12 protein-coding genes are annotated in these 14,875 nt (G+C 71.2%); 11 read left to right on the forward strand and 1 reads right to left on the reverse strand.

Annotation, left to right across the window (positions count from 1 at the left end):
• Positions 1–86: 86 nt before the first annotated feature.
• The gene (gene murA / locus ABZ939_RS31595) at positions 87–1,427 is read right to left on the reverse strand and encodes a UDP-N-acetylglucosamine 1-carboxyvinyltransferase (protein ID WP_352187417.1); all 1,341 of its coding nucleotides are present in this window, start codon (positions 1,425–1,427) and stop codon (positions 87–89) included.
• Positions 1,428–1,694: 267 nt separating this feature from the next.
• Between murA and ABZ939_RS31600 the strand changes: the two genes are divergently transcribed.
• The 11 genes from ABZ939_RS31600 (at position 1,695) to ABZ939_RS31650 (ending at position 14,868) form a co-directional block, all read left to right on the forward strand.
• Positions 1,695–2,255 carry a YqgE/AlgH family protein gene (locus ABZ939_RS31600; protein ID WP_361862781.1) on the forward strand — a complete coding sequence of 187 codons (561 nt, stop codon included), beginning with the start codon at positions 1,695–1,697 and terminating at the stop codon, positions 2,253–2,255.
• 29 nt (positions 2,256–2,284) lie between these two features.
• On the forward strand, positions 2,285–2,578 hold the full coding sequence (locus ABZ939_RS31605; RefSeq protein WP_361862784.1) for a DUF3039 domain-containing protein: 294 nt from the start codon (positions 2,285–2,287) through the stop codon (positions 2,576–2,578).
• Positions 2,579–2,786: 208 nt separating this feature from the next.
• On the forward strand, positions 2,787–4,094 hold the full coding sequence (locus ABZ939_RS31610) for an extracellular solute-binding protein (protein WP_361862786.1): 1,308 nt from the start codon (positions 2,787–2,789) through the stop codon (positions 4,092–4,094).
• A 2-nt stretch (positions 4,095–4,096) separates the two neighbouring features.
• On the forward strand, positions 4,097–5,110 hold the full coding sequence (locus ABZ939_RS31615; RefSeq protein ID WP_361862789.1) for a sugar ABC transporter permease: 1,014 nt from the start codon (positions 4,097–4,099) through the stop codon (positions 5,108–5,110).
• Between the two features lie 161 nt (positions 5,111–5,271).
• Positions 5,272–6,111 (forward strand): carbohydrate ABC transporter permease, encoded by an 840-nt coding sequence (locus ABZ939_RS31620; protein ID WP_361862865.1) that lies wholly within the window; start codon positions 5,272–5,274, stop codon positions 6,109–6,111.
• A gap of 72 nt (positions 6,112–6,183) precedes the next feature.
• Positions 6,184–7,947: a beta-N-acetylhexosaminidase gene (locus ABZ939_RS31625; RefSeq protein WP_361862792.1), complete on the forward strand. Its 1,764-nt coding sequence runs from the start codon at positions 6,184–6,186 to the stop codon at positions 7,945–7,947.
• Positions 7,948–8,171: 224 nt separating this feature from the next.
• A complete protein-coding gene (locus ABZ939_RS31630; RefSeq protein WP_361862794.1) occupies positions 8,172–9,047 on the forward strand; it encodes an FAD binding domain-containing protein in 876 nt (291 codons plus the stop codon).
• A complete protein-coding gene (locus tag ABZ939_RS31635; protein ID WP_361862797.1) occupies positions 9,044–10,327 on the forward strand; it encodes a 2Fe-2S iron-sulfur cluster-binding protein in 1,284 nt (427 codons plus the stop codon). The genes ABZ939_RS31630 and ABZ939_RS31635 overlap by 4 nt, the downstream gene beginning before the upstream one ends.
• On the forward strand, positions 10,324–12,642 hold the full coding sequence (locus ABZ939_RS31640; RefSeq protein ID WP_361862800.1) for a molybdopterin cofactor-binding domain-containing protein: 2,319 nt from the start codon (positions 10,324–10,326) through the stop codon (positions 12,640–12,642). The genes ABZ939_RS31635 and ABZ939_RS31640 overlap by 4 nt, the downstream gene beginning before the upstream one ends.
• A gap of 179 nt (positions 12,643–12,821) precedes the next feature.
• Positions 12,822–13,280, forward strand: a complete 459-nt coding sequence (locus tag ABZ939_RS31645; protein ID WP_361862803.1) for a hypothetical protein — start codon at positions 12,822–12,824, stop codon at positions 13,278–13,280.
• A gap of 43 nt (positions 13,281–13,323) precedes the next feature.
• Positions 13,324–14,868 (forward strand): hypothetical protein, encoded by a 1,545-nt coding sequence (locus ABZ939_RS31650; protein ID WP_361862806.1) that lies wholly within the window; start codon positions 13,324–13,326, stop codon positions 14,866–14,868.
• The last annotated feature ends 7 nt before the right edge of the window (positions 14,869–14,875 follow it).

A 14,875-nucleotide genomic window follows, 5' to 3' on the forward strand; every position in this document is an offset into this window, starting at 1 on the left:
GGGGGTGGCCGCCCTCTCGTCTGCCTCTGTACGGGCCCTGGGAGGCGTCTGCCTCCGTACGGGCCCTCGGCGGCTCGCTACGCTCGCTACACGAGCGCGCTGCCCGGGAGCTCGACCTTGGCGCCCAGCTCGACGAGCTTCTCCATGAAGTTCTCGTAGCCGCGGTTGATCAGGTCGATGCCGTGGACGCGGGAGGTCCCCTGCGCCGCCAGGGCCGCGATCAGGTACGAGAAGCCGCCCCGGAGGTCCGGGATGACCAGGTCGGCGCCCTGGAGCTTCGTGGGGCCGGACACGACCGCCGAGTGGAGGAAGTTCCGCTGGCCGAAGCGGCAGTCCGAGCCACCCAGGCACTCGCGGTACAGCTGGATGTGCGCACCCATCTGGTTCAGCGCGGAGGTGAAGCCGAGCCGGGACTCGTACACCGTCTCGTGGACGATGGAGAGGCCCGCCGCCTGCGTCAGGGCCACCACCAGCGGCTGCTGCCAGTCGGTCTGGAAACCGGGGTGCACGTCCGTCTCCAGGGCGATCGCGTTGAGCGAGCCGCCCGGGTGCCAGAAGCGGATGCCCTCGTCGTCGATCTCGAAGGCGCCACCCACCTTCCGGTAGGTGTTGAGGAAGGTCATCATCGAGCGCTGCTGGGCGCCGCGGACGTAGATGTTGCCCTCGGTCGCCAGCGCCGCCGACGCCCAGGAGGCCGCCTCCAGGCGGTCCGGGAGCGCGCGGTGCGTGTAGCCGTCGAGCTTGTCGACACCGGTGATGCGGATGGTGCGGTCGGTGTCCATGGAGATGATCGCGCCCATTTTCTGCAGGACGCAGATCAGGTCCTCGATCTCCGGCTCCACGGCGGCGTTGGAGAGCTCGGTGACACCTTCCGCGAGCACGGCCGTGAGCAGCACCTGCTCGGTCGAGCCGACCGAGGGGTACGGGAGGCGGATCTTGGTGCCGCGCAGACGCTGCGGGGCCTCCAGGTACTGGCCGTCCGCCCGCTTCTCGATCGTCGCGCCGAACTGGCGCAGCACGTCGAAGTGGAAGTCGATCGGCCGGCCGCCGATGTCGCAGCCGCCCAGACCCGGGATGAAGGCGTGGCCGAGGCGGTGCAGCAGCGGGCCGCAGAAGAGGATCGGGATCCGCGACGAACCGGCGTGGGCATCGATGTCGGCCACGTTGGCGGACTCGACGTGCGTCGGGTCGAGGACCAGCTCGCCCGGCTCCTCGCCGGGGCGGACGGTCACTCCGTGCAGCTGGAGCAGGCCGCGGACCACCCGGACGTCACGGATGTCGGGCACGTTGCGCAGCCGGCTCGGCCCGCTGCCGAGGAGGGCGGCGACCATCGCCTTGGGCACGAGGTTCTTCGCGCCGCGGACACGGATCTCGCCCTCCAGCGGGGTTCCGCCGTGGACAAGCAGTACATCGTCTGTGCCGGTCATGAATCTCGCGTTCCGGAGAGGTCGGGCAGGGGGCCAGGGAAAAGGGTAAGGGGCGGGAGCACCCCTCTTGGAAGCTTCGGGGGGCCTGTCAGATGTAATGAATTCGGCACAACACCCTCCGTTCATCCGATCTTGCGGAGCGTCACCGTCCACTTGTGTCCTCTCCTGCCCAGAGGTCCCGCGTTCATCCCACCCCTGAACTGCGTCGGCCTCCCGTGTGCGCCGGACGACCCCCGTAATCGCCGAAGATGCGGGATCATGTGTCGCATGACCGAGGTGTCCTCGCTCACAGGACGGCTGCTCGTCGCCACCCCCGCCCTGGCCGACCCGAATTTCGACCGCGCGGTGGTGCTGCTCCTCGACCACGACGACGAGGGCTCGCTCGGCGTGGTCCTCAACCGGCCGACCCCCGTGACGGTCGGCGACATCCTCGCGCCCTGGGCCGACCTCGCCGGCGAGCCGGGCGTGGTGTTCCAGGGCGGCCCGGTCTCCCTGGACGCGGCGCTCGGGGTCGCGGTGATCCCCGGCGACGAGGGCCCGCTGGGCTGGCGGCGGGTGTACGGCGCGATCGGCCTGGTCGACCTGGAGACCCCGCCGGAGCTCCTCGGCCCCGCCCTGGGGTCCCTGCGGATCTTCGCCGGCTACGCGGGCTGGGGCCCCGGCCAACTGGAGACGGAGCTCGGCGAGGGCGCCTGGTACGTGGTGGAGTCCGAACCGGGCGACGTGTCCTCGCCGCGCCCGGAAACCCTGTGGCGGGAGGTGCTGCGACGCCAGCGGAGCGACCTCGCGATGGTGGCGACGTACCCGGACGACCCTTCGCTCAACTGACCCGTCCGGTCTTCAGTACCCTTGGCCTCATGAGCACTCTCGAGCCCGAGCGCGGGGCAGGTACGGGAACCCTCGTGGAGCCGACGCCGCAGGTGTCCCACGGTGACGGCGACCACGAGCGCTACGCCCACTACGTCCAGAAGGACAAGATCATGGCGAGTGCCCTCGACGGCACTCCCGTGGTGGCACTGTGCGGCAAGGTCTGGGTACCGGGGCGCGACCCCAAGAAGTACCCCGTCTGCCCGATGTGCAAGGAGATCTACGAGTCCATGGGTCCCGGCGGGGACAAGGACAAGGGCGGCAAGGGCGGCGACAAGAAGTAGCTCGACCCCTGCCACGGGGACGGCCCCCGGTGTGCGTACTTCGGTACGCGCGCCGGGGGCCGTTTCGCGTTGCACGGGGTGCTTCCGCCGGTCACAGAGTGGTTGAGACCACTTGTCGGAGAGTTGGTCCGGCCCTAACCTCTCGCGTGTTGTGCAGCACGAAACGCCCGTTGCGTATGCTGCAACGCCGATTGGTGGGAGCCCCCGTATGAAGCTTTCTGCCCGTATCGCCACCCCGGTCACCGCACTTGTGCTCGCCGGCCTCACCGCCACCGCCTGCGCCCCGCAGACCTCCGACCGCAAGGCCGCGACGGACGAGAAGAGCGGCACCCTGCGCGTCTGGCTCTTCCAGGAGGTCAACAACGCGCCCAAGAAGCAGGTCGTCGACGCGGCCGTCGCCGCCTTCGAAGCGCAGCACAAGGGAGCGAAGGTCGAGGTCGAGTACATCCCCGTCGACACCCGCGCCCAGCGCATCAAGGCCGCCTTCAACGACCCGAAGTCCGCCCCCGACCTCGTCGAGTACGGCAACACCGACACCGCCGGCTATGTGAAGGACGGCGGACTGGCCGACATCAGCGCCGAGTTCGGGGCATGGGCCGACGCCAAGGACGCCGACCCCACCGCCACGTCCTCCGTCACCGTGGACGGCAAGATCTACGGAGCCCCGCTCTTCGTCGGCGTACGCGCCCTCTACTACCGCACCGACGTCTTCAAGGACCTCGGCCTCTCCGCGCCCAAGACGCAGGACGAGCTCATCTCCACGGCCAAGAAGATCCACAAGGCGAAGCCGGAGCTCTACGGCATCGCCGTCGGAGGCGCGTACACCTACGGCGCGATGCCGTTCATCTGGGCCAACGGCGGCGAACTCGCCACGCGGGAAGGCGCGTCGTACAAGGCCGCCATCAACAGCGAGGCCGCGCGCAAGGGCATCGCCTCCTACACCTCCCTCTTCGGCGACGACAACTGCCCGGCCGCCAAGTGCGCGCAGATGGGCGGCAACGCGACCGTCACCGCCTTCGCCTCCGGCAAGGCGGCGATGGCGATCGGCGGCGACTTCAGCCACGCGGCGGTCGAGGCGGGCACGGTGAAAGGCCGGTACGCCGTCGTCCCGCTGCCCGGGGTGACGGCCGGCTCGATCGCACCGGCCTTCGCGGGCGGCAACAACCTCGGCGTGATGAAGAGCAGTTCGCACCGCACCCTCGCCGTCGAGCTGATGAAGTCCCTGGCCGGCAAGGAGACACAGGGCAAGCTCTTCGACGCGATGGGCTTCCTGCCGACCTACACCGACGTCCGGGCGCAGGCGGCGCGGAAGGAGCCCTTCGTGAAGCCCTTCATCGACTCCCTCGGCGCCGGCGCCAAGTTCGTCCCCGCCTCCCCGGGCTGGGGCAAGATCGACTCCTCCCTGGTGCTGCCGACGATGTTCCAGGAGATCGTCAGCGGCCGGAAGGACGTGAAGGCCGCCTCGGACGACGCCGCCAGGAAGATGGACGAGGCCTTCGCGGCCGCGGGCCGATGACGATGACCGGTCCGAACGGTACGAAGACGGCCGGGGCGGCCACCGCCCCCGGCCGGGTCCCCGGCGCCCGCAAGGGCAGCGACGGTCCGGCCGCACGCCCGCGGAGGGGCACCGACGGTCCGGGCGCGCGCCCCCGGGGCCGGCACCCGGGATGGACGCCCTGGCTCTATCTCCTGCCCGCGCTCGTGGTCCTGGGCGGGCTCCTCCTCTACCCCATCTACCAGCTCGGGCTCATCTCCTTCCTGGAGTACACCCAGGCCCAGGTCAGCGGCGGCGAACCGACCTCCTTCCAGGGCCTCGGCAACTACACCGCCCTCTTCTCCGACCCGCAGTTCTGGCAGGTCCTCCTCGCCACGGTCCTGTTCGCCGCCGCCTGCGTCGTCACCACCCTCGCGGTGGGCTGCGCGCTCGCGGTCCTGCTGACCCGCGTATGGGCCGTGCCCCGCCTCGCGCTGATGCTCGCCGCGCTCGGCGCCTGGGCCACGCCCGCCGTCACCGGCTCGACCGTCTGGGTCTTCCTCTTCGACCCCGACTTCGGCCCCGTGAACCGGCTGCTCGGCCTGGGCGACTTCTCGTGGACGTACGGGCGCCTCAGCGCCTTCGCGCTGGTCCTCTTCGAGGTCGTCTGGTGCTCGTTCCCGTTCGTGATGGTGACGGTGTACGCGGGCATCAAGGCCATCCCGTCCGAGGTCCTGGAGGCCGCGGCGCTCGACGGCGCCTCGCAGTGGCGGATCTGGCGCTCGGTCACGGCGCCGATGCTGCGGCCCATCCTGGTCGTCGTCACGATCCAGTCGATCATCTGGGACTTCAAGGTCTTCACCCAGATCTACGTGATGACGAACGGCGGCGGCATCGCCGGCCAGAACCTCGTTCTCAACGTGTACGCCTACCAGAAGGCGTTCGCCTCGTCCGAGTACAGCCTCGGCTCGGCGATCGGCGTCGTCATGCTGCTGATCCTGCTGGCGGTCACGCTGGTGTACCTCCGACTGCTGCGCCGTCAGGGAGAAGAACTGTGAGCGACGGAAGTGTGAGCGCCGGGACCGTGGGCGCCGGACGTTCGGGCGTCGGAAGTGGGAGCGCCGGAGGTTTGGGCGTCGGAAGTGGGAGCGCCGGGGGTGTGAGCGTCGGACGTGTAGGCATCGGACGGGCGGGCGCCGGACGTGTGGGCGTTGGAAGTGTGGGCGCGTTCCGCATACGACGGCCGGGGCGGCTCGCCGCCGAGGCGGCCGCCCTCCTCGTCGCGGCCGTCGTCGCCTTCCCGCTGTACTGGATGGTCCTCTCCGCCTTCAAACCGGCCGGCGAGATCCAGTCGACCGACCCGCGACCGTGGACGCTGTCCCCGTCCCTCGACTCCTTCCGGCGCGTCTTCGAGCAGCAGGAGTTCGGCCGGTACTTCCTCAACTCGCTGCTCGTGGCCGGCACGGTCGTCCTCGCCTCCGCGCTGATCGCGTTCCTGGCGGCGACGGCGGTGACCCGGTTCCGCTTCCGCTTCCGGACCACGCTGCTCATCATGTTCCTGGTCGCCCAGATGGTGCCGATCGAGGCGCTGACCATCCCGCTCTTCTTCCTGATGCGGGACTTCGGCCAGCTCAACACGCTGGGCTCGCTGATCCTGCCGCACATCGCCTTCTCGCTCCCGTTCGCGATCTGGATGCTGCGCGGCTTCGTGAAGGCGGTCCCGGAGGCGCTGGAGGAGCAGGCCCAGATCGACGGCGCGAGCCGTACGCGATTCCTGTGGCAGATCCTCTTCCCGCTGGTCTTCCCGGGGCTGGTGGCGACGAGCGTCTTCTCCTTCATCTCGACCTGGAACGACTTCCTCTTCGCCAAGTCCTTCCTCATCAGCGACACCTCGCAGTCCACCCTTCCGATGGCGCTGCTGGTCTTCTTCAAACCGGACGAGAACGACTGGGGCGGGATCATGGCCGGGTCGACCGTGATGACGCTCCCGGTGCTCGTCTTCTTCGTCCTCGTACAGCGCCGCCTGGTCTCGGGACTGGGCGGGGCGGTGAAGGATTGACGGAGCGCCGCCCCACGCCCTCGGGCCGCGCGCCCCGTGCCCCGCGACATCCGCTTCCGAAAGGCCGATGCCATGCATGGCGACCACGTCCACCACGACGACCGCGGCCGTGACGACGACCGCGGCCGTGACGACCACGACGGCCGTGACGACCTCGGCGGCCGTGACGACCACGCCGATCAGCACGAGCCGCTGATTCCCGCACCCGGCAGGGTCGAGACGCGCGGGGCCGCTCCCGACCGCCTCTCGCTGGACGAGCACACCACCGTCGACGCGGGCCCCGGCACCGAGGGCGTGGCGCGCTGGCTGCGGGGGGCGCTCGGCGCCGCCACCGCGCTCCCGTTCGCGCCGGGCGGCGGCGGTCCGCGCGGGATCCGGCTGCGTGTCAGCTCCGAGGTCGAGGAGGCGTACGGCCCGGAGGGATACCGCCTCTCGACCGACGGCTCCGTCGACGCCGACGTCGCCGTTCTCGTGGAGGGCGGTAGCGCGGCAGGCGTCTTCTGGGGCCTCCAGACGCTCCGTCAGCTGCTCGGCCCGGACGCGTACCGCAAGGCACCCGTGGCGCACGGGCGACACGCCTGGGACCTTCCCCGCCTCACCGTCACCGACAGCCCCCGCTTCCGCTGGCGCGGGCTCATGCTCGATGTCTCGCGGCACTTCATGCCCAAGGACGACGTCCTGCGCCAGCTCGACCTCCTCGCCGCCCACAAGCTCAACGTCTTCCACTTCCACCTCACCGACGACCAGGGCTGGCGCATCGAGATCAAGCGCCACCCCCGGCTCACCGAGATCGGCGCCTGGCGGGCGCGCACGAAGGGGGGGCACCGGGCGTCGCCGCTGTGGAACGAGACCCCGCACGGCGGCTTCTACACACAGGACGACATCCGCGAGATCGTCGCCTACGCCGCCGAGCGGCACATCACCGTCGTCCCGGAGATCGACATCCCGGGTCACTCGCAGGCGGCCATCGCCGCGTACCCCGAACTCGGCAACACGGATGTCGTCGACACGACCGCCCTCACCGTCTGGGACACCTGGGGCGTCAACCCGAACGTCCTCGCCCCCGCGGACGCCACCCTCCGCTTCTACGAGGGCGTCTTCGAGGAGGTCCTCGACCTCTTCCCGTCCACCTTCGTGCACGTCGGCGGCGACGAGTGCCCCAAGGACCAGTGGCAGAAGTCCCCGACGGCCCAGGGCCGTATCCGGGAGCTGGGTCTCGCCGACGAGAACGAGCTGCAGTCCTGGTTCATCCGCCACTTCGACCGCTGGCTCGCCGACCGCGGACGCCGGCTCATCGGCTGGGACGAGATCCTGGAGGGCGGCCTCGCGCCCGGCGCCGCCGTCTCCTCCTGGCGCGGATACGCGGGCGGGATCACCGCGGCCGAGGCCGGCCACGACGTCGTCATGTGCCCCGAGCAGCAGGTGTATCTGGACCACCGTCAGGCGCCGGGCGAGGACGAGCCGATGCCCATCGGCTACGTACGGACCCTGGAGGACGTCTACCGCTTCGAACCCGTACCGCCGGGCCTGAGCCCCGAGGCCGCCGCCCACGTCCTCGGAACCCAGGCCAACGTCTGGACCGAGGTCATGGAGAACCGCGATCGGGTCGACTACCAGGTCTTCCCGCGCCTCGCCGCCTTCGCGGAGGTCGCCTGGTCGGCCCTTCCCGCGCCCGCGGAACGGGACTTCGCGGACTTCGAGCGACGGATGGCCGCCCACTACCGGCGCCTCGACGCCCTCGGCGTCGGCTACCGGCCGCCGACCGGCCCGCTGCCGTGGCAGCAGCGCCCCGGGGTCCTGGGACGCCCCATCGAGGGGGCGCCCCCGAACGTGTGAGGTACCTCGCGTCCCCGTGTCACCCAAGAGCGGCAAAACGGAAGTTACCGTGCCCGGTGGGACGTCCTGGACGGAACCGTCCTTCGCGGACCCTCGCGTCGGACGGCTCGGAAGATGTGCCAGAGTTGCCACGTCCGGGCTGTGAGCACGTACGGTACGGCCACACAGGCGTCACAGCCGGGGACAGTCGGGGACCGCCGGGGACACCGGGAAGGGGCAGCGGGTTGACCACGCACGCACCACAGACGGCGCAGTCCGTGACGCTGCCCGCCTCGCTCGACGAGGCCGTGGCGGCGCTCACCGCCATGCCCGCCGCCGTGCCCGTCGCGGGCGGCACCGACCTGATGGCCGCCGTCAACAAGGGCCAGCTCCGGCCCTCCGCGCTCGTCGGTCTCGGCCGGATCAACGAGATCCGCGGCTGGCAGTACCAGGACGGCCACGCGCTCCTTGGCGCCGGCCTCACGCACTCCCGGATGGGCCGCCCCGACTTCGCGGCCCTCATCCCCGCCCTCGCCGCCGCCTCCCGTGCTGCCGGACCGCCCCAGATCCGCAACGCGGGCACGCTCGGCGGCAACATCGTCACCGCGGCGCCCACGGGCGACTCCCTGCCCGTCCTGGCCGCCCTGGAGGCCGACCTGGTCGTCATGGGCCCGCTCGGTACGCGCGAGATCCCCGTCTCCCACCTGCTCGCGGGCCGCGACCTGCTGGCCCCCGCCGAGCTGGTCGCGTTCGTCCGCGTCCCCCTGCTGCACGCCCCGCAGGTCTTCCTCAAGGCCACCGGCCGGACGGGCCCGGCCCGCGCCACGGCCTCCGTCGCCGTGGTCCTCGACCCGGCCAGACGCGGGGTGCGCTGCGCGGTGGGCGCGATCGCGCCGATGCCGCTGCGCCCGCTGGAGGCGGAGCACTGGATCGCCTCGCTGGTGGACTGGGACGGCGAGCGGGGCCTCGCGCCGGAGGCGCTGACGGCGTTCGGCGAGTACGTGGCCGCCGCCTGCATCCCGGACCCGCCGGGCGACGAGCAGCTGCCGCCGGCGGTACTGCACCTGCGGCGCACGGTCGCCGCGCTGGCCCGACGTGCACTGGGGAGGGCGCTGTCGTGAGCAACGAAGACCATGGCCACGGGCAGGGGGGCGGCTGGGAGCCGATCCCGCAGAGCGAGGGGTACGACGGCGATGCCACCGCCTTCGTACAGCTGCCGCCCGAGTTCATGCTGGACGGCGTCCCGCTGGAGGCGCCCGGCCACGGCTACGTACCGCCGATGATCACTCCGCTCGTCCCGCTGACGCCCGCGGCGGCGACGGATCCGGCGGCGACCGGTTCGTGGGTGGTGCAGGTGCCGCAGGCGGCGGAGGCGATCGAGCCGGCGTCGCAGCCGCGGCCCGAGCAGGAGCCGGAGTTCCTGGGGGAGCCCGAGTTCCTGGGGGAGTCCGAGTTCGTGGCGGAGCCCGAGTTTGTGGCGGAGCCCGATCCGCATGCGACGGGTCAGTGGAGCTTCGAGGCGGCGTCGGAGACCGGCCAGTGGAAGATTCCGGTCGCTTCGGACTCGTCGGACGAATCGGGCGAGTTCACGACGTCGATGCTGGCGCAGTACGCGAGCAGCGCACCGGCGACGCTGCCGGGCGGCGCGCCGGCGCCGTGGGCGGTTCAGGAGCCGGAGGCGGTGGATGCGGTCTCTGAGGCTTCTGAGGCCACCGAGGCCGCTGAGGCCCCTGGGGATCCTTCCCAGCACCTGCCGACCCCCGAGGAGGCTGCTGAGGGCGCCCACGAGGCCGCTGCGGAGGCCACCCCGCCGGCGCTCTCCACGGGCAACAGCGCGGACAGCGACGAGCACCCCCACACCTCGTACGTCCTTCGTGTGAACGGCGCCGACCGCCCCGTCACGGACTCCTGGATCGGCGAGTCGCTGCTCTACGTGCTGCGCGAGCGGCTCGGCCTGGCCGGCGCCAAGGACGGCTGCTCGCAGGGCGAGTGCGGCGCGTGCAACGTCCAGGTCGACGGTCGGCTCGTCGCCTCCTGCCTGGTGCCCGCGGCGACCGCCGCCGGGAGCGAGGTGCGTACGGTCGAGGGGCTCGCGACCGACGGCGAACCCTCGGACGTGCAGCGCGCCCTCGCCCGCTGCGGAGCCGTCCAGTGCGGCTTCTGCGTCCCGGGCATGGCCATGACCGTGCACGACCTGCTCGAGGGCAACCACGCCCCGACCGAGCTGGAGACCCGCCAGGCGCTCTGCGGCAACCTGTGCCGTTGCTCGGGCTACCGGGGCGTCCTCGACGCCGTCCGGGAGGTCGTCGCCGAGCGCGCGGCGAGCGCGGCCGCGGACCACGCCGACGAAGCGCGCATCCCGCACCAGATCCCCCACCCGCACGACGGAGGCATGGCGTGAGCAGCGACGCGACCACCGCCACCCCCACCCCCACGGCGCTCGACGCCGTCGAGCAGGAGCCGGTCGCCCACGGCCTGGGCACGTCGCTCCCGCCGGCCGACACACGGGCCAAGACCGAGGGCACGTTCCCGTACGCCTCCGACCTGTGGGCCGAGGGCCTGCTGTGGGCCGCGATCCTGCGCTCGCCGCACCCGCACGCCCGGATCCTCTCCATCGACACGACGGCCGCGGCCGACATGCCCGGCGTACGGGCCGTGGTCACGCACGCCGACGTGCCGGGGGAGGCGACGTACGGCAGGACCGTCGCCGACCGTCCGGTGTTCGCCGCCGAACTGGTCCGCCACCACGGCGAGGCCATCGCCGCCGTGGCCGCCGACCACCCGGACACGGCCCGACTCGCGGCGGCCGCGATCGCCGTCGAGTACGAGGTCCTCGAGCCGGTCACGGACCCGGAGAAGGCCTTCGCCGCCGAGCCGCTCCACCCGGACGGGAACCTGATCCGCCACATCCCGCTCCGCTTCGGCGACGCGGAGGCGACGGGCGAGGTCGTGGTCGAGGGGCTGTACCGGATCGGCCGACAGGACCCGGCCCCCATCGGCGCGGAGGCCGGCCTCGCCGTGCCACGCCCGGACGGCGGGGTCGAGATCTACACGGCCTCGACCGACCCGCACACGGACCGGGACCTGGCGGCGGCCTGCTTCGGCCTCTCGCCCGACCAGGTCAAGGTGGTCGTGACGGGCGTCCCGGGGGCGACGGGCGACCGTGAGGACCCGGGCTTCCACATTCCCCTGGGCCTCCTGGCGCTGCGTACCGGCTGCCCGGTCAAACTGGCCGCTACGCGCGAGGAGTCCTTCCTCGGCCACGCCCACCGCCACCCCACGCTGCTGCGCTACCGCCATCACGCGGACGCGGAGGGCCGGCTGGTGAAGGTCGAGGCACAGATCCTGCTGGACGCGGGCGCGTACGCCGACGCGTCCTCGGAGTCCCTGGCCGCGGCCGTGGCCTTCGCCTGTGGCCCGTACGTCGTTCCGCACGCCTTCATCGAGGGCTGGGTGGTCCGTACGAACAACCCGCCGTCCGGCCATGTGCGGGGCGAGGGCGCGATGCAGGTGTGCGCGGCGTACGAGGCGCAGATGGACAAGCTGGCGGCGAAGCTGGCCGTCGACCCGGCCGAGCTGCGGCTGCGCAACGTCCTGGCGACGGGCGACATTCTCCCGACGGGCCAGACGGTGACCTGTCCCGCGCCGGTGGCCGAACTCCTTTCCGCCGTACGGGACTTCCCGCTCCCTTCCCTGCCGATGGACACCCCTGAGGAGGACTGGCTGCTCCCCGGCGGCCCGGAGGGCGCGGGCGAGCCGGGCGCGGTACGGCGGGGCGTCGGCTACGCACTCGGCATGGTCCACATGCTCGGCGCGGAGGGCGCGGACGAGGTCTCGACGGCGACGGTACGGGTCCAGGACGGCATCGCCACGGTCATCTGCTCGGCCGTCGACACGGGTTCGGGTTTCTCGACCCTGGCTCGCCAGATCGTCCAGGAGACGCTGGGCCTGGAGGAGGTCCACGTCGCCTCGGTCGACACGGACCAGCCGCCGGCGGGCCCGGCGACGCACGGCCGGCACACGTGGGTGTCGGGCGGTGCGGTGGAGCGCGCGGCCAAGATGGTCCGCACGCAGCTGCTCCAGCCCCTGGCCCACAAGTTCGGGATGTCGACGGAGCTGCTGCAGATCACCGACGGCAAGATCACGTCGTACGACGGCGTGCTGTCCACCACGGTCACAGAGGCCATGGACGGCAAGGAACTCTGGGCCACGGCCCAGTGCCGCCCCCACCCCACCGAGCCCCTCGACGAGTCGGGCCAGGGCGACGCCTTCGTGGGCCTCGCGTTCTGCGCGATCCGCGCGGTGGTGGACGTGGACATCGAACTGGGCGCGATCCGCGTGGTGGAGATGGCCGTCGCCCAGGACGTCGGCCGCATCCTCAACCCGGCCCAACTGGCCACCCGCATCGAGGCGGGCATCACCCAGGGCGTCGGCGCGGCCCTCACGGAGAACCTCCGCACGGCCCGCGGCCTGGTCCGCCACCCGGACCTGACGGGCTACGCACTCCCGACATCCTTGGACGCCCCGGACATTCGCATCGTGAAACTCGTCGAGGAACGCGACGTGGTGGCCCCCTTCGGCGCGAAGGCAGCCAGCGCGATCCCGGTGGTCACCGCCCCGGCGGCAGTGGCTTCAGCAGTACGCGCAGCAACCGGACGCCCCGTCAACCGCCTCCCGATCAGGCCGCAGGCGGCGGTGGGCGTGCCCAATTCGTAACCATGTGATTCGCGTTGCTTGTGCAACCGAGAGGTGCGCGGTGTCAGTCTTCCTCGGTACAGTGAACTCATAGACTTGGACAGGTCTGTTGATTCAACGGGGGAGGGCCGATACGGATGGCGACTGCCAAGGAACCGATGTCGGGGAGCGAGCGGTCACTGCGGGCGGTCAATCCTGCCTTGGCGTCTGCACTTTACGACTACGAGTCCATTGATGACTTCAAGACCAGGATCGACACCCTGATCAGCAACCTCAACGAGTCTCCGGCCGGCTCGAAGAACGTGGCTGCGGAACCGGTGGCTCGCACGCAGTTCGGTGGCGGCGGGGGCGCCTGGATCGAGGCGTCGAGCATCTTCACGGCGTACGGGAACGTGATTTCCGAGCTGAAGAAGCTGTCGGGTCTGCTGGGCGACTGCCTGGAGGGCATGGGCATCGCGGTGATCGCGGCCAGCCAGGGCTTCTCCCAGGTGGACGAGGAGAACCGGCGGCGCATGGCGAGCATCATCCAGCGCACACAGGCAGCCAAGGAGCAGGCGGAGCGCGAGGCGAAGGGCGAGTCGGGACCGCAGTCGACGACGCAGGACCCCGCGCAGCCCAAGCCCGGTCCGACCTTCAGCGACAACACGCTCGGCGAGTAGCGCGGCATACGAGGACTTCGGGGACACGGGGAAGAGGCGACACATGGAGATCAACGACAACGGTGGTGGAGGCGGAACGAACTTCCGTTCCATGTCTCACCAGGACATGTTGGCGTGGGTGGACGCGGCCAGCAGCTTCTACGTGCGAGAGGCGGCCGGCAAGCTTTCCCTCGCCGCTGCCGAGATGCGTGAAATCGCGCAGCAGCTGAAGTTCCGCCCGGAGCGCGTGAACTGGAAGGGGGAGACCCCCGACGCGCTGGTGGAATGGGGGGCCAACCTCTCCAGCTCCACGTTCAGTCTCGCGGACTACAGCGACAACGCCGCGAAGTGGATGACCGAGGCTGCCAACGCGATCGCCACGGCACAGAGCGCGATTCCGCGCTACACCTCCCACGCGCAGGCCAAGGAGAACCTCGAGGCCGCCAAGACGTACCGCAACGATCCCGACTCGCAGACCATCGCGCGGAACGCCCAGTCGCAGATGGCGGAGAGCGAGAAGCCCGAGGTCATCGCGGCGAAGGAAGAGGCGAACCGACAGGCGGCGGCAGCCGAGATGGAGAAGCTGTCGCAGTCGTATTCGTGGTCCCAGTACCAGATGGAGAACGGCGCCAAGGTGCCGACGTTCCCGCCGCCGCCGAGTGAGTACAAGCCGCCGCCGGTGGAGCAGGACCGTGGTGACAGCGCCCAGACGTCACGCACCACTGTCGACAGCGGCGATCGCACGACGGACTACAACACAACAACTAATACGAGCCGTTCCGAGGACAGCAGAAGGACCCCCGATGTGGGTGTGGTCCCTCCCTCCGGTGACAAGACGGGCCCCGTCCGCGTGGTCCGGCCTGAGGTCCCCGTGGACCTCGGCATCGACCATGTGAACACGCTGCCTCCGCCGACGACCACGACGCCGCCGACACCGGGCACGCCTCCGGTTCTTGGCAGGCCGGACACTGGGCTGACACCTCCGCTCGTGGTTCCTCCCACCCTGGGCACGCCCCCCGTGAGCGGGGGAACCAGCACCACGCCGCCCCCTGGCACACGTGCCCCCGTGGGTCCCAATGGCCGGACGGGCCTCGTGAACCCTGGTCCTCTGGGCGGCACCGGTATGCCGCGTGACGGCATCTCCGGCGGCCGCGCCGTGACTCCCACGACGGGTAGGCCGACGACCGGTATCCCGCGCAGCCCGGTGATCGGTACCGAGTCCGGCACGGGCACCGGCCGTACGCCCATGGGCGGCACGGGCCACATGGGCGGCGGGGGGCATGGCCTCGGTGGCCAGAACGGCATCAGCGGTGGCCGCCGTCTCGCGGTCGAGACCGGTGGCGTCGTCGGTGGCCGTCCGCAGCAGCCCGGTGCGGTGAGTGCGCGTCCGTTCACCCCGGGAGGTTCGGGGCTCGTTCGGGGCGGCGCGCAGGGTGGTGCCGGCTCCGGGTCGGCTCCGCTGGGCCGTGGCGGGGTCATGCCCGCCGGCACGCACGGTGCGGGCTCGCGCCGCGAGGACAGCAATGGAGAGCGGCCGGACTACCTCGTCGAGGACGAGGAGACCTGGCAGCAGGGCGGTCGTCGAATCGCGCCGCCTGTCATCGACTGAGTAGCCA

The organism is Streptomyces sp. NPDC046712, from assembly GCF_040645695.1.
Taxonomy (GTDB): Bacteria; Actinomycetota; Actinomycetes; order Streptomycetales; family Streptomycetaceae; genus Streptomyces.